The organism is Lentibacillus kimchii (genome assembly GCF_055381965.1).
This window is the reverse complement of sequence record NZ_AP043934.1, coordinates 2,683,162-2,702,809: the sequence shown is the minus strand read 5'-3', so window position 1 is coordinate 2,702,809 and position 19,648 is coordinate 2,683,162. Positions and strand designations below refer to the sequence as shown.

Sequence of the window (19,648 nt, the reverse complement as noted above, 5' to 3'; positions counted from 1 at the left end):
AAAAATTACTTTTGTCCCGGCTCCTTAAAATACCAGTCAGCCATTCGTAAGCTATTATTAATGCCGCTTGTTCAGCCAGAGCACACCTGATTTAGCCAGACGTGGAATGAAACCGGTCATAGGCTGTGTCATCATTTCGCCGAAGCCGTCTGCGCTGCCGAGTGCACCGAGTGTGCCTTTCAGCTTGATCGGGCCGGGTTTCTTAGGTTCCTTTCCTTTAAGAACGGCCGCGAGCACTTCGGCAATCTGCTCGCCTTGCTGCCGGGCCAGCTGCGCACTTGGTGAATGCTCAGACACGGCACAGTCACCAACGGCATATATATGCGGCTGTTCTGGTACTTGATAGAAATCATTGATTATGATTTTTTCCTGTTCATTCAGTTCTAATGGCAGTTCACGGACGAGGTAACTTGGGCGCACGCCAGCTGTCCAGATGGTAACGTCGTTAACATAGCAAATGCCATTGTTGCAGACACCATCCTTTTCCACGTATTCGACGTTGGCATTATGAATGACGTCCACATCATTTTTCATAAACCAGTCTTCTACATAATTTTGAATTTTGGTATCAAAGGCTTTCAAAACAGTCTCGCCGCGGTCCAGCAGACGAATGTTTAAATCTGGACGGCTCTCACGGATTTCGGCAGCTACTTCAATGCCACTCAGGCCCGCACCGACAATGGTAGCTTTGCCATAGGCAGGCAGATTACCGATCGCAACACCCGCGCGACGTGCTTTATAGAATGTTTGAATGCTCTCGGAAAACGCAGCTGCTCCGTCGACCCCGTGGTAATTATCTTCACAGCCGAGCGCAAGCACCAGATAATCATAAGCAACTGAATCGCTGCGGTTCTGCAGCTGAATTTGCTGGTTCGCTGTATCGATTTGACTGATTTCCGCGTAGACATAATTGACTTTGGGATGCTCTGGGAAGTCCATGCGTACGTCTTTATCAGCAGATGTACCGGCAGCAATTGTGTAAAATTCTGTTTTAACCGAATGGTACGGATTGCGGTCGATAAGCGTTATATAGACATCTTCAGGCAGGTTGCGCTCAATCAGATTTTGCATAATATTGATACCGCCATAGCCACCCCCGACGATCACTAAATGTGTCATGTTAAAACCCCTTGTTCATGAAAAAGTCTTTCTTATTAAGATTATCAAATGTTGTATCGGAAAACTAGGGGTAGCCACGGAAATGTCAGCTTTAAGAAAGGGTATAGAGAGGATTCATAAAACTGTGCATATTCAGTTGCAGCTCAGGCGGAAGGTAATAACCATAAACGTCATGATCACCGCCTGATCAAAAGATATTTGGGGTTTGCAGATCTTTACTTTTGTTGATCACATATAACTGACCCTGGCTGTCTATCTGGGCCAGGAGTACATCGTTTATATCGTTGATGGAAAATGTCATTAACCGCTGCATCAGCCATTCTTCGTCTTTTTGAAAGAAGGAGAGATTTTCATCATTAATCTGACCATCAATGACCAGCGGGAAGCTTAAGAAAACAGGAAATGGCTGTATGGCTATGTCACTTGGCTGAACCGGCCTCGCTTCAGGCGCTGGAACAACGGAAAGCTTGCCATTGGGCTCAATAATGGCATACTTGACGTCTGCTATATTTTGATACCCCTTCAGTCTCAGTTCGGATAACAATAACGGGATGTTCATGTTGCCCTTTCTTAATTCTTTTTCTTGAACATGGCCGCCGGAAATAACAATCGTCGGTTTCGAGTCCATATTATAGAAGCGTGTTCTCAGCGATAAAGTTCCGAGTAACACAATGATAATGACAATAACAGCTGCCCCAACGGAAGCTTTGGAGGGAACTTTATAAACTAATGGCTCAGCTGTCACCGTTGTAAGCAGCATAATACCCGCAAAGTCATAACTGGTCATGTTGGAAATGGATTTCTTTCCGATTAATCTGATCGCCGTCCACGTAACCAACAGCATTATGATACAGCGAATGATATAAGCAATAGCATCCATCGTTATCCCCCCCCTTATGGACCAGGAACAATTTTATTTAAGTTTTTCCAGAATCGTTTTGCATTTTCGGCATTGGCAAGAACAGTCGGTAAGTCTTTTACATCGCTTCCTGCTACTAAGGCATTTAACGCTTCATCGAATAGCGAGTGTTCTGATTCGGCGTAGTTTATATTGATGATCAGTTTGTACCTTTCCCAGTCTTTTTGAACTTCTTTCGCGAGGGAATATGCTTTTTGCCAATCATCTTGTTTCGCATAGGTTTCTACTTGGGCAATGGATTCAGTGAGATTTATATGTGTCCGGACAATTTCTTTTATACCAAAATAAGCTGTAAACAATACAAGAACGATTATTGCCAGCGTATAAGTGATGGTTTTATTTTTCATCCCGCCACCTCTGAAAAAGCATATTTTGCCTAGTATGGTTTTTAGAATGGCTGGCTATTCGCTGATTAGAAAAGCCAGTGGAGTAATTCTTCAGACCTTCTGATGTTAAAATTATCATTATTTTGTGTTACTTTGGTTTAAGAAAAGAATTTATATCAGGAAGGCATAGGAAGCGTTGAGGTTAGCTGGAAGGATGATCGTAAAGTGTCTGTCATTAGGGGGATTTCTATTGAAAAAGGCATCCATATTGTGCGCTTTACTGATGTTTGTTTTATTAACTAGCTGTTCCAATGCTGCAAAAGATGAATCGAAACCTCCGAAGCATTTATATTCTGATGAAGAAGATTATTATGCCTTACTGATCATAACATCTCAAGATGCTGATGAAACAGACTGGTTTAAATGGGCGGATAACAATAATATTCGAAATGTCAATAAAATGACGATGACTCAGGAATCCTCTTCAAATAAAGCTAAAAAACAATACGACTATTTAGAGTTGGAGGAACTTCCAAGTTTTGTTGTTTTTGACAGGAAAGGTGTGGCCCTTCAGACCAACAATGAGGAAAAAATGATTACGTTTTTGAAGAGCCAAGTACCAGAGTCATGGAACCATTAATTCACAGTTAAATTGGGAATTTAAAGATGGTTCCTTAAATCGAGGTGGATTTAAATGGCAAATACGGAAGTAGCGACACCACGATTCAATTATGCTGGCATATCTTTGGCATTAGGGATTGTAGGTATTTTTATCCCCGTTTTAGGTTTGGTATTTGGTGTTGCCGGTACAGTAACATCCAATAAAACAATAAAAGCCTTAAAAAATGCCAATGAAAAAGGGTATAAGACAGCAGTTGCCGGACTTGTTTGCAGTATCGCTGCAATTGTGATTCAGATATTTGCAATCATCGGTCTTTGGACTTTTTACCAAATTTAGATCTTATGGGGTTAATGAAATTAAATACAGGATAAATAGATAATGCCAGGTAATAGTTTTAAATTTTTATTCAATTTAAGTGAGAGTGATGGAAATGAGAATTTTTGGTTACATTTTGCTTGTTTCAGGAACAATTTTATTTGGCATCATGCATCTCGCAATTGCTTTATATTTACCTGATTTGGGAGGTTGGGGTGATCCGCCTGGTCTGATTGCGACTGTTTTGTCTGACATTGCTGGATGGATTCCCTATATTTTAAGCATTGTTTTTATGGTTACAGGTATCATTCTTATTGCTTATGATTTTATTTCAAACTCTAAGTGGGGGCAAAAACAGAAGGACGAAATGAAAGCCAGGAATAGGGAATTCAACACATCCAGGGAGGAAAATAGGAAAAGATAGTTGCATAAAATAGCGAGGCACTTGCAGGATGTAACCATATAAACGAATAATTGACAGGGATGATCATGACGGTCAAATTAAAAGGTGACCAGTTTTACAATAACGTCGTTGATAAAGAAGGTCTAAACAAAATAGATAGCGGCCTATAAGGTCTTAAGGTAATGAATAAAAAGAAACAGCCCGGGTCGCGACACCTGAGCTGTTTTCATTAGAGTGGTTTCATGCTGTCTTATTTTTTCAGAACTTTTTTCATGGCGTTGACCCGGCCGGCATGGTTGCCTTCATGGAAGGCGGCGACGGTTATCAATTCGCCATATGTCTGGGCGCCTAGAACAGCTTGTGGCAGTTTTTCCGATAGTTTTTCTTCCGGAATTTGCTTAATCCGTTCCAGCTGATCGGCGAGCTGCTCTTTAAGCTCGTCAACACTTGGGACGTCCTCAGGCCAGTCCGCTGGTTTGGTCCCATTGCTGAATAGGTCATGATAGTGTTTCGGAAGATGGTCGGTATTATCAGGGAAACTGAACAGAAGTGATTCACTGATGGTGAGCACATGGCCGATATGCCAGTGGATCGTGTTGTTGAATCCTTCAGGCTGTGTGTCCAGCGTAGCCTCGTCCAAGTCTTTAATTTCACCCATGAAGCCGTTGTGAGTTGTTTCGAATTGTGAATAAATAAGCTCCGTCATAAGTAACCCTCACTTTCATGATACTAATTCCATTATATCAAGTTTAAAAGGCATCTCAAAACCGCAGCCCGTTATCAGGCACTGCGGTTTTTGCCTGGCCATTCCATTAGTCCATCAGTTCGCTGACAATTTCATAAGAATGGATGCGGGCGTCGATGTCATAGATTGATGAATTGATAATCATCTCGTCGGCACCGGTTGACTCAAGCAGTTCCTCGAGCTTTTTACGTACAGTTTCTTTAGTGCCGATAACTGTATACGGCGAATTGGACGACTGCTCAATAATGGCTTTATCCATTTGTGAGAAGGCTTCGTCAGGATTTTCAATTGGCGGCTGCAGTTTACCCGGCTGTCCGCGGTGCATATTGAGCACTTGCTGCTGCTGGGTCGTGTTCAAGTAGCGTGCTTCCTCTTCTGTATCAGCAGCGATGACGTTGACACCGATCATGGCATGCGGTTCAGCCAACGCCTCAGATGGTGTGAAGTAAGTACGGTACAAGTCCAGTGCAGCTACTGTGTTATCCGGTGCGAAATGGCTCGCAAATGAGTAAGGCAATCCTTTTTGTGCTGCCATTTTAGCGCTGAAACCGCTGGATCCGAGCAGCCAGATCGGAACATTGAGGCCTTCTCCGGGAACACTTTGCACTGCTGCAGTCCCGGCAAAGTAGTCCTCGAGTTCTTCAACTTGCCGCGGATAGTCCTCGGGATGCTGATCCAGCTTGCCTCTTATGGCAAAAACTGTCTGCTGATCTGTTCCTGGTGCCCGGCCGAGACCAAGATCAATACGATCCGGATACATGCTTTCGAGTGTTCCAAATTGTTCGGCGACGATAAGTGACGAATGGTTTGGCAGCATCACACCGCCTGACCCGACGCGCATCGTATTCGTAGCACCGGCAATATGACCGATCAGCACTGGTGTTGCGGAGCTGGCAATACCTGGAATATTATGGTGCTCAGCCATCCAGTAACGGTTGAAGCCTAATTTTTCCACGTTTTGCGCTAATTTAACACTGTTTTGAAATGATTCTTTCGGTGTGCTGCCTTCCAGAACCGGTGCGAGGTCCAGAACCGACAGCGGGATATTGTTAAACGTTTTAGAACTCATAAATCTCACTCCTTTAGATAAAGGATACGATCTTCTGTTCAGGACTTCCAATATCCTGCTCAATGTGCCATTGGTCCATACCCCTGGAGCTTAATGTCTCGAATGTAGCCTGTTCTATTTGCCATATAAGATCTGATGTGATAGTATATTGCGATAGACATTTGGAACGTTTGTGAAATGAGGGATACGTATGAGCGAACAATCAATTTACGCTTTGACATATGAACAGCTGGAAAACTTTCTCACAGAAAATGGCCAGCGCCGCTTCCGCACGGATCAGGTCTGGAACTGGCTGTATGTCAAACGTGTTAGTGCGTTTAATGAAATGAAAAATATCAATAAGGAAACCATCGAGCTGCTTGAAGAAAACTTTGTTCTTCATACAATGGAAGAAGGGCTCAGGCAGGAATCCGAAGACGGCACGGTTAAATATTTGTTCCGGCTGTCAGATGGCAATCTGATTGAAACGGTTTTGATGCGTTTTAATTATGGCCTGTCGGTTTGTGTTACGACCCAGGTGGGCTGCAGAGTCGGCTGTTCCTTCTGTGCAAGCGGACTGCTGCGGAAAAACCGTGATCTCGACGCCGGTGAAATTGTTGAACAGATTATGAATGTCCAGAAAGATGTCGATAAGAAAGACGAGGATGAACGCGTCAGCCATATTGTCGTCATGGGCATCGGCGAACCATTTGATAATTTCAATAACCTGATGGACTTTATTAATGTCGTGAACCATGATGCCGGCCTTAATATTGGCGCACGTCACATTACGGTTTCGACGAGCGGTCTTGCTCATAAAATTTACAAATGGGCAGATACCGGCACGCAAGTAAATCTGGCTATTTCTCTGCATGCGCCAAATAATGAGCTGAGATCATCGATCATGCAGATTAACAAGGCTTTCCCGATTGAAAAACTGATGGATGCTGTTGACTATTATCTGGAGCGTGTCAATCGCCGTGTCACGTATGAATACATCATGCTCAAGGATGTCAATGATCATAAAGAAGATGCTGAAGAGCTGGTGGAACTGCTTGCTAATAAACGTCATCTGACTTATGTGAATTTGATTCCATACAACACGGTAAGCGAGCTTGATCAGTATGAACGCAGTGATTCACCAACGATTAAGGCCTTTTTTGAGACGCTGCAGGAAAATGGCATCAACTGCGGTGTCCGCTGGGAAAACGGTGCCGATATTGACGCGGCATGCGGCCAGTTGCGAAGCAGGCAAGTGAATAAAGAGAATGCAGCGAGAAAAGAAATACCATCATAAGCTTCAGCCCCCGGATCAGTTAAACTATCTGATTCCGGGGGTTTTGTCTATTTAAGACGCGCTCATTTTCTGCATAAGATGCCGGTTTTTCATTAAACTAAAAGCAGAAAGGAGTCTGATATCGTGACGTTTGATTGGATATGGAAGGCGATCCTGATCATCATTGCCGGGACGTTTCTGCTGCGGATAGCCGGACGGAAATCCATCTCGCAGATGACACTCCCGCAAACGGTGATCATGATTGGAATTGGTACGCTGCTGATTCAGCCTGTTACCGGTAAGAATATCTGGTTAACATTAGCTGTGGGATTGCTCTTAGTTGGCGCATTATGCCTTATTGAATATGCACAGATTAAGTGGAATATCTTTGAAAAGATTTTCACTGGCAAATCAAAGCTTTTAATTGAAAATGGAAAGCTGCAGGAAGGCACCATTAAAAAAATGCGCATGACGGTTGATCAATTGGAAATGAACCTTCGCATCAAAAACGTTCAGCATATTGATGATGTGGAATGGGCTACATTGGAGCCGAACGGTCAGATTGGCTTTCGTTTAAAGACAGATGCTCAGACGGTTACGAAGAAGGAATTTAACCAGCTGTCATCGGATGTGCAGCAAATTCTAAGCCAGATGTCGGCCGATTCGCAGATGAATCAGCTTCAGAAACAATTGAATGATTTGAATAACCAGATCGCGCAAATGCAATCACAGCGTCATCTATTTAAAGAAACATCTGACCAGGAACAACAAAACCCCTCGCCGGACCACTTGCAGTAAGGCGGGGGTCTTTTTTTGCTTTTTGGTTTGCTTGTTTGTGATGCAAATTAATACCTTCAGCGGTCAGAATCATCGGTGTCTTGATCTGCTGATTCCATAGCAGAACGACGCTTTTCCCGGTTTTTCACATGCTGCATAATTTCACGCCGGTTAATATGAATGGTTGGCGGTTCGTACTCTTTGGATGCGCGGAGATCCTCACTGGACGCTTTCATGAATGACCAGGCGAGCAGTACCATGATGAACAGCACCGGGAACCCGGCTACGATACTTGCGGTCTGCAATGTCTGCAGATCTCCGATAAACATGAGCACCAGCGGCATCAGACATAAGGTGAACGCCCAGAACAGTCTGTTCCATCTTAATGGCTCGGACTGGACTTCTTTTTGCACGACTGATGACAAAATAAAGGATGAGGAATCAAAGGTGGTTGCGAGAAAAATAATCGCCAGGACGGTAAACACCACAACCATGAATCCGGCTAGCGGAAGCTGATTAATAATCGCGATAATCGCAGCTGGTGCGCCGTTTTCGTTCATGAAACCAACCACATCAAAACTGCCGGTCAGCTGCAGATGCAGTCCGAAGTTGCCCATGATTCCAAAGAACAGGATACTGCCCAGCGTACCGTACACGATGGTGCCAAAAGCCATCTCCTGAATGGTCCGTCCGCGTGATATGCGAGCGACGAACAATCCAACAAACGGCGCATACACCACCCACCAGGCCCAGTAAAACACCGTCCAGGCTTCAGGAAATCTTGTGCTGCGAAAGCCTTCAATGCCAGCGAACGGTTCCAGCCACGTCGCCATTTTAAAGAAATTATTTAAAATACGGCCGAGACTCGTAAACGTCGTTTCACTAATAAATAATGTCGGCCCGAGCACAAACGTAAAGGCTAACAAAAAGACTGCCAGCCATAGATTAACATCACTCAGCATCTTAATCCCGCGGCGCAGCCCCGAATAAGCACTGATTGCAAAAATGACGGTGCACAACAGCATAATAACTGCTTTCATCGTCATGGTCACCGGCAAGCCTGTAATATCGTGCACGCCTTGAGCAATCATCGGCGTTCCCAGTGCCAGTGTCGTTCCAGCACCACCCATAAGCCCGAACATAAACAGAATGTCCACAATATTCCCAAGTGGTGAATCAACCAATTTGCCAAGCACTGGCCTGACCGCCTCACTGATCTTTAAAACAGGTTTTTTGCGGACATAATAGAAATAGGCGATAGGGAGTGCCGGTAATGTATAAATGGCCCATGCTATTGGACCCCAATGGAAAATGCCATAAGAAGCTGCCCATTGAATGGCCGCATTTGATTCGCCTTGAAGGTCAAATGGCGGTCCTTGATAATAACTGGCCCATTCGATCATGGCCCAGTACAGGATACTTGAACCAATTCCAGCAGAAAACAGCATGGCTGCCCAGGAAAATGTGCCAAATTCTCTTTCTTCATTTTTGTCACCAAGTTTAATGTGACCATTTTTACTAAAGCCGACATAGATCAGAAAGGCGAAAGCAGCCAGTCCGAAGATAAGATATAAAACACCAAAATTGCCAGTCATAAAGTCATTAGCCACATTAACCACTGCCTTGCCTGCTTCCGGAAAAACCGCAAGAGGAACCGAAACGGCAAGCAGAAGAACTAAAGCCCCGATAAATGTGGGCCAATCGATTAAATTCTTGTTCATCGTCATCACCCTTTCTGTGTCTAGCGTTTAGTGTTAGGTGATATTAGCGATTTATACACGCTAGAGGCGTGTTTGCACGTGGCAGCAGCGGCAGATTGGAATATACGGCGTTCAGTGAGATATACTATAGCAGTACTGTACAGAACAGCCTTATTCAGTAAGATGGAGGGTTCATATGAATCAATTTATGGAACGAGCTGTTAAACTGGCCGAGGAAAATGTTCGAGAGGGGCAAATACCGTTTGGAGCAGTGCTTGTTAAAGACGGCGAGATCGTGACAGAGGCTGCGGCAGGTGAGCAGGAGAATCCTGATGTCACAGGTCATGCAGAAATCAATGCCATCCGGAAGGCTCAAAAACAATTACAGACAAGTGATCTGTCCGATTATACAATCTATACAAGCGGCGAGCCTTGCTCAATGTGCATGACCGCTATCTATGCAGCAGACATTGAAACTGTTTACTTTTATAATGGCCTTGAGCAAATGACTGAGGTCGGAATGGGCGAAGGGGAGAAGATTTATGAGGAACTGTCGAAGCCTAATGAAGAACGGTCGATTACGATTAAGCACTTCTCCGATCAGACTGATCAAACAGATCCCATGCAGCTCTGGTATGATAAACAGTCGTAACGTTCAGCGGCATAGTTGTCAGCAGATGATTTTGCGGTGGAGCGAGCATGTTTTTGGGAGTATTTCTAAAAACATGCTCTTTTTTGTTGTTGCGGTGTGTCATATATAATTGACATAGCCTTATAATGTCACATATAATGTACACACGGTTGCAGAAAGGGATGTCTGATGTGAACAGAGTCAAAGAGCACAGAGTGTTTATGCAATTGACGCAAATTGACCTAGCGAGAAAAGTGGGGGCCGCAAGACAAACGATTAATCTGATCGAGAATAATAAATATAATCCCTCTTTGTCTTTGTGTATTGCTTTGGCCAAGGAACTGGACACAGATCTTAATACGTTGTTTTGGGAGGAGTAGCCGTGAGAGATAAATTGCTTAATCGTTTTATAGGCACTATGGATGACCGGGATGAATATCAGAGGCACGAAATACATAAAATGTTAGCTTCTTCAGGTGCTCTGCTGTGGATTGTAACCATGCTGTTAATGCTCTTCTCACTTATTATGGATACCATTCATAATAAGATGTCATTTATAACACCAGCGCTTTTTATTATCAATATGGCATATGCGTTCAATATCACTGTGCGATTGCGCAAAAATCGTTTGGATGATACAGACTGTGCTTCTCCGGAAGAATACAGGGTTAAGAAAAGACAGCTTATCAAATCGTCAGCGTTATCAGGTCTGCTTTGGGGGTTTTTAATGTTATTCATGATGGAATACCTGTTTCCATATTTAGAAACTGGTGACCTAGCGATGAGCTGGTCCAATACGTTGATATGGGTTGTCGCCGGAATCATATTCGGCTTAATCATGTACCTGTTTGGGAAGTCGAAATTAAACAAGCCATTTTAAGATTGTCCTGGCAGTGTTTAGTTAATTTTATCACACCGATGACACCATTAACTGAATTGTGTTACATTTAAATAAACAGGGAGTGAGTTAATGGCTGAACAATGTGACTACCCGGTAGCCGATAATGCTGAAGAACTGCTGGCTGCGTTAAAGAGAAAAAACGACTATATTTTAGTCAAAGGCGGTTTCAAGAAGGAACTTGAAGAAAACACGCAGTTCCCGCTTACAGAGAAAGAACAAATGGGATTCAATATTGGCTTTCGCGGGTTTGCGGGCATCTTCGGGGAAGTATTTTATCAAATTGGTAACTTATTCAGTGATAAAAGTAAGCAGCAAAAGACGATAGAGAGCAAACTTCGCAAATACAAACTAACGTATTTAAATGACAATGAATTGCTGCTGCACCTCAGACAATTGGATTATTAAATAGCGATGAGGGTCGTGTAGCAATCAGATGGATAACCAGGAGAATAACCATTAATTAAGGATGAGACACCATGACAAAGAAAATCCGTATTTATCATATTTTATTAACGAACGGTGAATGGCTTAAAAATATCCGGATTAAAGACCGCCCGCTCGAATTGAAGTTTAATGGTATCGGACAAAATTTTATTTCTGTGGAAGATGGTGATGGTAAGACGGTTGTGCTTAGTAAATACCAGATTGTTAAAGCAGAACTGGTTAGCATTGAATAAAAGAATCATGCATGGTCAGGGAGTGTCGAGGATTGAACGAAAAAGGCTAATAACAGCATTAATAATACACTAATCAGCATATCTTCCAGCACGATATTTATTGTGTTATGCAACAAACGCGTCCGTTTGCATGATTTTTCACGTTTTCTTGTATTTGTTTTTTATTGAGTCGAATAGCTTATTAAGCAATAGAATAGAAATAGTTAGAATCCCGATAAAAATATACAGTTTCTTGGATAAATCGAAAATAAAAACAGGGGTAGCAAAAATAATAAAAAATAAAATCGCTGTTATATACTCTCTTTTACTTGTCACGTCTCTATTTTTGAATGGAAAAAATATCTCCATAAAAATGAAAAAAAGAGCAAACACAATGGTATCCACAGGATCCGGTTTAGGCAAATTAAGAATAAATAATAAGAGAATTGCGATTAAAATTATTATACCTGATTTAAGATATTCGAGTGCTTTTGCAGACATATTATTCCTCACTTATTAAATAAAATGGCCCTATTCCTGAATATTTTGTACATCGAGCCCCTCCCTAGTCCTCCTTATGCGTAATAACACGATATTATCATACTATTCTGCAAAAATCTGGCCCATTTGCTTTATAATACTTACTATTTATTCTAACATAAATGTTTCAGCAGCTTCGAAAACACCATAATACATGTCGCTAAATTTATGTACTTCTGCTAAACACGATGCTAATTTCCGACGTAAAGTAATATAAGCACCGTCATAATTGCAAAAAAAGATGCTTAATCATATGTGATTTGCACCTCTAATTTGTATATTGCTTCTTGTTATCTCGCCTGAAACTGACCCCCGTTAAAATTAACCCTGTACTTTTTGTGTGTTATTTATGAGGTTGATCTATCACAATTAGGCGAGTATTTTCGTTACTTAACTATAAGTACAGGACAATCGACTCTTTTTACGACTTTATGACTGACACTGCCCAGCACCATTTCCTGCAATGTATTCAATCCACGGCTGCCGATGATTGCTAAATCATAGTCTCCCTCATTTGCATGCTGGATAATGGCTGGACCGGGTTCGCCATGAAGTACATTTACGTCATAGGAAAGATTGTTGCTTTCCAATTTGTCTTCCACGTGAAATAGTTTCTTTTTGCGTGAAATTTTCAGCTCTTCCTTCCCCTGAGAATGAAGGACCTCATTTTTAGCTTTAGAAAAATCGGCAACTAAAATAACATCAATAAAACTTTTCTTTGTTAGAGTGGCTATTTTCACGGCTTCGTCTGTTGCTCTAAGGGAATGTTCCGAACCATCGACGGCTATGAGTATCCGATTATACATGTAAACACTCCTTGATATATCGTCCTTAACTAGTGTATTCATTATAGGTCATGGACCGCTAATTTACCAATCATCTTTTGGCTGGCGGGATTTAAGCCGGTCAGTGCTACTTGGTTATTATGTTCCTGGTATTTCAATACGACTTTGTCGATTGCCCCAACCGCGGATTCATCCCATATTTGTGCATTGGAAAAATCGATCGAGATGTCTGTATCCCAGGTATTGAAATCAAAAGCGTTAATAAAGCTTTCTGTAGAGGCGAAAAACAATTGCCCTTGCACATGGACATTTAATTTTTCGTTTTCCTGTTGTTTAGTAACATTTATTTTCGATATCTTGGCAACAAAGAAGACCGCACTTAGTATGACGCCAGCGATGACGCCTTTGGACAAGTCGTTTGTTGCGACGACAATAATGACAGTGATAAGCATGACTGCAGCGTCGCTTTTCGGTGCTTTTATGATATAACGGAATGAGGACCAGTCAAATGTCCCGATCGAAACCATGATCATAATTCCTACGAGAGCAGGCATTGGAATCTGCACGACTAAATCACCAAGCACAATAATTAAAAAGATAAGGAATGAACCTGCTACGAATGCAGATAGCCTGCCTCGCCCTCCTGATTTGACGTTGATAACAGATTGGCCGATCATGGCACACCCAGCCATACCACCAAAAAATCCGGTAATCGTATTGGCAATTCCCTGGCCTCTGGCTTCTTTATTTTTCTTGCTTTCTGTCCCGGTCATATCATCAACGATCGTAGAAGTCAGTAAGGATTCCAGTAATCCGACAATTGCTAGCGCAAAGGAATACGGGAAAATAATAGCCAATGTTTCAAAGGTGAACGGAACATCGGGTATGAAGAATGATGGCAAGGAGCTTGTAATAGAGCCTAAATCACCAACAGTTCGCACATCTGCACTTGTATAAATGGAAACAATTGTTAATAATATGATTGCGATCAAGGGTGCAGGAATAATTTTTACAAATCGCGGTACAACATAAACAATAACAAGTGTAATTGCTACAAATAAGTAAGTCATATTGGAGATACCTAAAAAATGCGGCACTTGTGCCATGAATATTAAAATGGCCAGAGCATTAACAAAACCAATCATGACGGCGTTTGGGATAAACTTCATTAATTTAGCTACTTTAAATACACCGAATAAAATTTGAATGATACCGGCTAGTATTGTTGCTGCAAGTAAATAATCCAGTCCATGGTCACGTATTAATGGCCCCATTAACAGTGCCATGGACCCTGTTGCGGCAGAAATCATAGCAGGACGCCCGCCGACAAATGAGATAACGACAGCGATCACAAAGGATGCGTACAGCCCAACCATGGGATCAACGCCAGCTATAATAGAAAAGGCTATGGCTTCAGGGATTAAAGCAAGTGCAACGACAATACCGGCAAGGATATCACCTCTAATATTAGAAAACCATTCGTTTTTTATTTTACTTCCCATGACACTCGTACTCCTTTATCCTATATAATATAACTAACTATCATTTATTCTGTAATGCAATAAAGTAGTTTAACATCATTCGTTTCAAAAAGGAACCCTATTAGGACTTTAGTGAAATGAAATATAGCTTTTCTCAAGCAAGGAGCGTTTTCATGCTTATAGGATACATGCGACCAGATCAGGAAGATCCAAACTGTGAGTGGCAGCTTCAAATGTTAAGCGATAAAAATTGTAATGAGATTATCACGGAGACACATTCATTCGCCAAAAGAAGAGATCGATTAGAAAATTTATTTCATAATATCGGAAGAGGCGATAAGGTCATTGTTACCAAACTCTATGCAATTGCAGATTCCACACGTCATCTTGTTGAGTTACTTGATAAACTTGCAGAGAAAGAAGCCCATTTGCAATCATTGAGAGAAGATATTGATACGAGTAAGACAGGCGGTTATTCATTTACAGTTATTGTGAAGCATCTTGCGGCATTTCAAAGTGACGTCATAAGCAACCAGACGAAAAAAGGAATGACAAACGCGAAGCAAAAAGGGGTGGCTGCTGGCAGACCGAGGAAGCCTGATAAGAATGTAAAGCGTGCTATCACTATGTATGAAAGCAAAAAATACAGCTTGGCTGACATTAAATCTGAAACAGGTATAAGTAAATCAACATTATACAGGTATATGGAAAGCTAATTACAGATTAATCATTCACTAGATACTTTCCTTTTGCTAGAATAGAAATATAGGATTTTGATCTAAAGGGTGATATCATTGCCGACTTGTGCAAACTGCCATCACAGATGGAGCTGGGGGCAGACAATTAAAAAAACAAACGCAATAGATCCTGCTATGACATGCCCTTACTGCGGAGAAAAACAATACGAAACCCAAAAATCGCGCAAGAAAAACAGTGTTTTAAATCTGGTGATTCTGCTGCCGCTTCTTATACAAGCGTTTTTTGATATTCCAGCAGTTGTCTTAATCGCTTTCATCATTATTATATTTGTTGCCGTTATATTGCTTCATCCGCTTTGGATGGAGATAAGCAGCCGGGAAGAGCCGCCACTGGACCTCTAGATTATGAAACCTCTAAATATAAGTATAGCGAATCGAACATTTGTTTGTCAAATGCTGTTTGGCTAATTTAAATTAGTTGACAAAGGAAAATATGATAGATAGATTATAAAAAGTTCCTTAGCCGGGAACTTTCTTTTTGCGGTAGAATAGGGCTTGTAGAGACTTCCTTTAAAAGTCTATTGAACCCTTTGCTATTCTATGCTAAGCTATTTATACAAAATATACTACATAGTAATTACAAAGCACACTACATGTAGTATACGACAGCTATGATAATATATTTATTTTAAAAGAAAACATGGGGATAAACCGGACTTGTTCCTGCAAATGTAAACTGTGTACGACTGGATTAATCACTGTATATTGATCATGGCATGAGACATTAGAAAAAATACATCGATAGGAGATAAAGCATCGGTGAATTCGTACGGTGCTTTTTAATATTCAAGGAGGCGTATATATGACAACGTTCGTAGAAAATGACCTGACGCGTTTAGTTGATCAGGCCACTGAAGGTCTTGCTGTGGATAAACAGGCATTTCTTGAAAAAATCCAGAAAACAGGGGATACGCCAACATGGGATAACATGATTAAACGTGCCCTGGAAAACATAGATGAAGCCAATCCGGACTGGACCTATGTTGCGAGCCGTCTGTATTTAAAGACTTTATACGAAAAAGCCGCTGCCAATCGGGGCTATGAGGCAGCTGAAGGCTATGGCAGTTTTTACGAATTGATTCAGATACTGATTGATAAAGGCATCTATACGCCGCAATTGCTTGAAACCTATTCCAAAGATGATATTGATTATTTTGCCGGCATGATGGAACCTTCACGCGACTGGCTGTTTAATTATCTCGGTTTATATACGATGGCTACGCGTTATATGGCTGTTGATCATGATCAGAATACGCATGAATTGCCTCAGGAGCGCTGGATGATTATTGCGATGCATCTGATGCAGCAGGAAGACCCGTCAGAGCGCCGCGAGTATGTTAAAGAAGCATACTGGGCGTTAAGCAATTTATATATGACGGTTGCAACACCTACCCTTACAAACGCAGGCAAAACACATGGCCAGCTGTCCAGCTGCTTTATTGATACGGTTGATGACAGTCTGCAGTCGATTTACGACAGTAATACGGATATCGCCAATCTGTCGAAAAATGGCGGCGGTATCGGCGTCTATATGGGTAAAATTCGCGGCCGCGGCAGTTCGATTAAAGGCTTTAAAGGCATGTCGAGCGGTGTTGTGCCATGGATTAAACAGCTGAATAATACGGCTGTCAGTGTTGATCAGCTCGGTACCCGCAAAGGGGCGATTGCTGTCTATCTCGACGTTTGGCATTCTGATATTGAAGCGTTTCTTGATTTGAAACTGAATAACGGTGATGAACGATTGCGCGCCCATGACGTATTCACAGGTGTCACATTGCCGGACTATTTTATGGAACAAGTCGAGAACCGCGGTGACTGGTATTTGTTTGATCCACATGAAGTGCGTGAGGTCATGGGCTATTCGCTCGAAGATTTCTATGATGAAGAGAAAGGTGCCGGATCATGGCGCGAGCGCTACCTGGAATGTGTTAATTCGGATAAACTGACAAAACGTGCGGTGCCGGCGATTGATATTATGAAACGGATCATGAAATCACAGCTCGAATCTGGTACGCCGTTTATGTTTTACCGCGATGAAGTGAACCGGCAGAACAGCAATGCGCATCAAGGCATGATCTATTGCTCCAATCTGTGCACGGAGATTACACAAAATCAGTCACCGACCGAATTTCTGGAGGAAATGACGGAAGCGGACGGGACGCTGGTGAAAAAATACAAACCCGGCGATTACGTTGTGTGCAATCTGAGTTCGATTAATCTTGGCCGTGCCGTACCTGAAGGCGTGCTGGAACGATTGATTCCTATCCAGGTACGCATGCTGGATAATGTGATTGATATTAATACACTGCCGCTGACACAAACGACAATGACGAATCACAAGTACCGTGCTATTGGCCTGGGAACATTTGGCTGGCACCATTTGCTCGCCAAGGAAAATATTCCGTGGGAGACCGATGAATCGGTTGATTATGCTGATCAGCTCTATGAAAAAATAGCCTACCTTACGATCAGGACCAGTATGGAACTGAGCAAGGAAAAAGGCAGCTATCCCGTGTTTGCCGGCAGCAAATGGGATACAGGCGAGTACTTCACAATTAAAGGCTATACGAGTGACGCATGGATACAGCTGAAGCAGGAAGTAGCTGAAAACGGCATGCGCAACGGCTACTTGATGGCCGTGGCGCCGAATTCATCAACATCGATGATTGCAGGTTCGACCGCCAGCATAGACCCTGTTTTCTCACCGTTTTACTTTGAAGAGAAGAAGGATTTCAAGATCCCAGTTACGGCACCGGAGTTAAATCATCAGACATATGATATTTATCGCCGGTCAGCCTATATCGTCGACCAGCGCTGGTCGGTTAAACAAAATGCCGCCCGGCAGAAACATATTGATCAGAGTGTGTCGTTTAATATTTATGTGCCGCACACCATCAAAGCATCCGTTCTGCTTGATGTGCATCTGCAGGCATGGCGTCAGGGCCTGAAAACAACCTATTATATTCGTTCAACAGCCAACGATATTGAAGAATGTGAGTGGTGTGAAAGTTGAAGGCACTGATTGCTTATTTGTCCTATAGCGGCAATACACAGGAGACAGCTGAATTGATTGCGGATCATCTGGCTGCAGACGGGGTGAATGCTAATGTCCATGAAATTGGCCTTGACCCCCCGGTTGATGCGTCCAGCTACGATGTGATTTTTCTGGGCACGTTCACCTGGGAAATTGGAAGGACGCCTGATGAAGTGAAAGATTTCGTTCTGGAAGTCGGCTATAAACCGGACAATGTAGCGGTGTTCGGCACTGGTGATACGCAATTTGGCGGTGATGATTTATTTTGCCTGGCAGTTGATAAACTGGTCACATTTTATAACAGCAGATGGTCTGGTTTAAAAATTGAGCAGTCACCGCGCGGCTCACAGGAAATAGTGATTAGGAATTGGCTGGAAGGAGTGCTGCATGATGTCAAAAGTCTTGCTTGATAAGGCGAAAACGCTTGAACCGAGGAATCCGAATAAGTCGACAGCCGTATTCGGCGGCGAGTCAAGTGGTATATTGAACTGGAATGATATTAAATATCCGCATTGGTATCAGATGTATAAGCGGCTTATCGGCAATTATTGGCAGGCGGACGAAATTAATATGGCCGATGATCTGCGCCAGTTTGGCTCCTTGACGGATAATGAGCGGGATACGTATTTGAAAGTCATTGGTCTGTTATCAACACTGGATGGCCCACAGACCCGGACGGCGCTGCTTTTGTCGCTGTACGCGACCGATCCGTCTGTACAGTCGATTATGGCGGTAATTGCCCAGCAGGAAGCTGTGCATAATGAGAGCTATTCGTATGTTCTGTCATCCGTCGTATCACTCGATGAACAGAATGAATCATTTCAGCTCGGGCGCAAAGACCCTATCCTGCTGAAGCGGAATGAAGCGATCATCCAGCAATACAATGCGTTTGTTGAGGAACCGACGATTGAAAATATCCTGAAAACGATGGTCTATACGGCGCTTTTGGAAGGCATGTTTTTCTACTCTGGTTTTGCGTTTTTCTATCATCTTGCACGGGAGAATAAAATGGTCGGCACCTCAACGATGATTAGCTACATTAACAGGGATGAACTCGAGCATGGCCGTTTTATCGCGGAGCTGTTCCGGGCGACTCTGTATGAAAATCCGGAGCAGAATACGGCTGAACTGACAGAGTGGGTTTACAATCATTTCCGGGAGTCGGTTGACCGGGAAATTGAATGGTCGAACTATGTACTCGCAGAGATTGAAGGTATTGATCTTGAGGAAATGGCTGGCTATATTAAATACCGCGCGAATAAAATGCTTCGCATGATGGGACTGAGCGAATTGTATCCGGAGCATACAGAAAACCCGATGAAATGGATCCGTGCCTATGCGGACAACTTCGACGGAACCAAAACGGACTTTTTCGAGCAAAAATCACGCCAGTATACAAAAACAAGCAACTTGAACGGATTTGATGATTTGTAATCGTGTCAAAAGGGGTCACGATAAAGGTATTTTTATCAATTAAAGCGCGAACCGCTGGAATATATAGTTAGAGCAATAAGTCCACTCCGGAAATATACGCCTTCTCCGCGGGCAGCTGGTGAGCCTCCTCGTGTTGACACACTCTGGGGTCTCACCTATGCTTTTTCTCCCGCAGGAG

At 42.8% G+C, this 19,648-nt stretch carries 23 protein-coding genes; 15 read left to right on the top strand and 8 right to left on the bottom strand.

Features of this window, described 5'->3' with window-relative positions; all coding sequences use genetic code 11:
* Positions 1 to 57: 57 nt before the first annotated feature.
* The 3 genes from ACZ444_RS14075 to ACZ444_RS14065 form a co-directional block, all read right to left on the bottom strand.
* Positions 58 to 1,119 carry an NAD(P)/FAD-dependent oxidoreductase gene (locus tag ACZ444_RS14075; protein WP_382358446.1) on the bottom strand — a complete coding sequence of 354 codons (1,062 nt, stop codon included), beginning with the start codon at positions 1,117 to 1,119 and terminating at the stop codon, positions 58 to 60.
* Between the two features lie 187 nt (positions 1,120 to 1,306).
* Positions 1,307 to 1,963 carry a DUF421 domain-containing protein gene (locus tag ACZ444_RS14070; protein WP_464433457.1) on the bottom strand — a complete coding sequence of 219 codons (657 nt, stop codon included), beginning with the start codon at positions 1,961 to 1,963 and terminating at the stop codon, positions 1,307 to 1,309.
* Between the two features lie 50 nt (positions 1,964 to 2,013).
* The gene (locus tag ACZ444_RS14065; protein ID WP_382358448.1) at positions 2,014 to 2,385 is read right to left on the bottom strand and encodes a DUF4363 family protein; all 372 of its coding nucleotides are present in this window, start codon (positions 2,383 to 2,385) and stop codon (positions 2,014 to 2,016) included.
* Between the two features lie 229 nt (positions 2,386 to 2,614).
* Between ACZ444_RS14065 and ACZ444_RS14060 the strand changes: the two genes are divergently transcribed.
* The 3 genes from ACZ444_RS14060 (at position 2,615) to ACZ444_RS14050 (ending at position 3,725) form a co-directional block, all read left to right on the top strand.
* The gene (locus tag ACZ444_RS14060) at positions 2,615 to 3,004 is read left to right on the top strand and encodes a hypothetical protein (RefSeq protein WP_382358449.1); all 390 of its coding nucleotides are present in this window, start codon (positions 2,615 to 2,617) and stop codon (positions 3,002 to 3,004) included.
* A 54-nt stretch (positions 3,005 to 3,058) separates the two neighbouring features.
* Positions 3,059 to 3,322 carry a DUF4190 domain-containing protein gene (locus ACZ444_RS14055; protein ID WP_382358450.1) on the top strand — a complete coding sequence of 88 codons (264 nt, stop codon included), beginning with the start codon at positions 3,059 to 3,061 and terminating at the stop codon, positions 3,320 to 3,322.
* Positions 3,323 to 3,410: 88 nt separating this feature from the next.
* A complete protein-coding gene (locus ACZ444_RS14050; protein ID WP_464433453.1) occupies positions 3,411 to 3,725 on the top strand; it encodes a hypothetical protein in 315 nt (104 codons plus the stop codon).
* A 229-nt stretch (positions 3,726 to 3,954) separates the two neighbouring features.
* On the opposite strand, the gene ACZ444_RS14045 is transcribed toward ACZ444_RS14050, so the two are convergent.
* A complete protein-coding gene (locus tag ACZ444_RS14045; RefSeq protein WP_382358453.1) occupies positions 3,955 to 4,410 on the bottom strand; it encodes a DinB family protein in 456 nt (151 codons plus the stop codon).
* Positions 4,411 to 4,516: 106 nt separating this feature from the next.
* Positions 4,517 to 5,518, bottom strand: coding sequence for an LLM class flavin-dependent oxidoreductase (locus ACZ444_RS14040; protein ID WP_382358454.1), 1,002 nt, complete (start codon positions 5,516 to 5,518; stop codon positions 4,517 to 4,519).
* 190 nt (positions 5,519 to 5,708) lie between these two features.
* Between ACZ444_RS14040 and rlmN the strand changes: the two genes are divergently transcribed.
* Both rlmN and ACZ444_RS14030 read left to right on the top strand, forming a co-directional pair.
* Positions 5,709 to 6,794: a dual-specificity RNA methyltransferase RlmN gene (rlmN, locus tag ACZ444_RS14035; RefSeq protein WP_382358455.1), complete on the top strand. Its 1,086-nt coding sequence runs from the start codon at positions 5,709 to 5,711 to the stop codon at positions 6,792 to 6,794.
* 123 nt (positions 6,795 to 6,917) lie between these two features.
* Positions 6,918 to 7,571, top strand: a complete 654-nt coding sequence (locus tag ACZ444_RS14030) for a DUF421 domain-containing protein (RefSeq protein ID WP_382358456.1) — start codon at positions 6,918 to 6,920, stop codon at positions 7,569 to 7,571.
* A 56-nt stretch (positions 7,572 to 7,627) separates the two neighbouring features.
* On the opposite strand, the gene ACZ444_RS14025 is transcribed toward ACZ444_RS14030, so the two are convergent.
* Positions 7,628 to 9,271 carry a BCCT family transporter gene (locus tag ACZ444_RS14025; protein ID WP_382358457.1) on the bottom strand — a complete coding sequence of 548 codons (1,644 nt, stop codon included), beginning with the start codon at positions 9,269 to 9,271 and terminating at the stop codon, positions 7,628 to 7,630.
* 175 nt (positions 9,272 to 9,446) lie between these two features.
* On the opposite strand from ACZ444_RS14025, the gene ACZ444_RS14020 reads away from it, so the two are divergent.
* From ACZ444_RS14020 to ACZ444_RS14000, 5 genes are all read left to right on the top strand, one after another.
* Positions 9,447 to 9,902: a nucleoside deaminase gene (locus ACZ444_RS14020; protein WP_382358458.1), complete on the top strand. Its 456-nt coding sequence runs from the start codon at positions 9,447 to 9,449 to the stop codon at positions 9,900 to 9,902.
* A gap of 170 nt (positions 9,903 to 10,072) precedes the next feature.
* Entirely contained in the window at positions 10,073 to 10,261 is a 189-nt protein-coding gene (locus tag ACZ444_RS14015) for a helix-turn-helix transcriptional regulator (protein ID WP_382358459.1), read from the top strand.
* Positions 10,262 to 10,263: 2 nt separating this feature from the next.
* The gene (locus ACZ444_RS14010) at positions 10,264 to 10,761 is read left to right on the top strand and encodes a DUF3278 domain-containing protein (protein ID WP_382358460.1); all 498 of its coding nucleotides are present in this window, start codon (positions 10,264 to 10,266) and stop codon (positions 10,759 to 10,761) included.
* A 90-nt stretch (positions 10,762 to 10,851) separates the two neighbouring features.
* Entirely contained in the window at positions 10,852 to 11,187 is a 336-nt protein-coding gene (locus ACZ444_RS14005) for a hypothetical protein (protein WP_382358461.1), read from the top strand.
* 71 nt (positions 11,188 to 11,258) lie between these two features.
* Positions 11,259 to 11,459: a hypothetical protein gene (locus ACZ444_RS14000; protein ID WP_382358462.1), complete on the top strand. Its 201-nt coding sequence runs from the start codon at positions 11,259 to 11,261 to the stop codon at positions 11,457 to 11,459.
* A gap of 905 nt (positions 11,460 to 12,364) precedes the next feature.
* On the opposite strand, the gene ACZ444_RS13995 is transcribed toward ACZ444_RS14000, so the two are convergent.
* Positions 12,365 to 12,784, bottom strand: a complete 420-nt coding sequence (locus ACZ444_RS13995) for a universal stress protein (protein WP_382358463.1) — start codon at positions 12,782 to 12,784, stop codon at positions 12,365 to 12,367.
* Between the two features lie 41 nt (positions 12,785 to 12,825).
* Entirely contained in the window at positions 12,826 to 14,265 is a 1,440-nt protein-coding gene (locus ACZ444_RS13990; RefSeq protein ID WP_382358464.1) for a SulP family inorganic anion transporter, read from the bottom strand.
* 152 nt (positions 14,266 to 14,417) lie between these two features.
* On the opposite strand from ACZ444_RS13990, the gene ACZ444_RS13985 reads away from it, so the two are divergent.
* From ACZ444_RS13985 to ACZ444_RS13965, 5 genes are all read left to right on the top strand, one after another.
* The gene (locus ACZ444_RS13985; RefSeq protein WP_382358475.1) at positions 14,418 to 14,960 is read left to right on the top strand and encodes a recombinase family protein; all 543 of its coding nucleotides are present in this window, start codon (positions 14,418 to 14,420) and stop codon (positions 14,958 to 14,960) included.
* 69 nt (positions 14,961 to 15,029) lie between these two features.
* Positions 15,030 to 15,344: a TIGR04104 family putative zinc finger protein gene (locus ACZ444_RS13980; RefSeq protein WP_382358465.1), complete on the top strand. Its 315-nt coding sequence runs from the start codon at positions 15,030 to 15,032 to the stop codon at positions 15,342 to 15,344.
* A gap of 460 nt (positions 15,345 to 15,804) precedes the next feature.
* Positions 15,805 to 18,015 (top strand): ribonucleoside-diphosphate reductase subunit alpha, encoded by a 2,211-nt coding sequence (locus ACZ444_RS13975; RefSeq protein ID WP_382358467.1) that lies wholly within the window; start codon positions 15,805 to 15,807, stop codon positions 18,013 to 18,015.
* Positions 18,012 to 18,446, top strand: coding sequence for a flavodoxin (locus ACZ444_RS13970; RefSeq protein WP_382358468.1), 435 nt, complete (start codon positions 18,012 to 18,014; stop codon positions 18,444 to 18,446). Before ACZ444_RS13975 ends, ACZ444_RS13970 begins: the two co-directional genes overlap by 4 nt.
* Complete coding sequence (locus ACZ444_RS13965; RefSeq protein ID WP_382358469.1) at positions 18,427 to 19,470, top strand: ribonucleotide-diphosphate reductase subunit beta; 1,044 nt, start codon at positions 18,427 to 18,429, stop codon at positions 19,468 to 19,470. The genes ACZ444_RS13970 and ACZ444_RS13965 overlap by 20 nt, the downstream gene beginning before the upstream one ends.
* Positions 19,471 to 19,648: the final 178 nt, after the last annotated feature.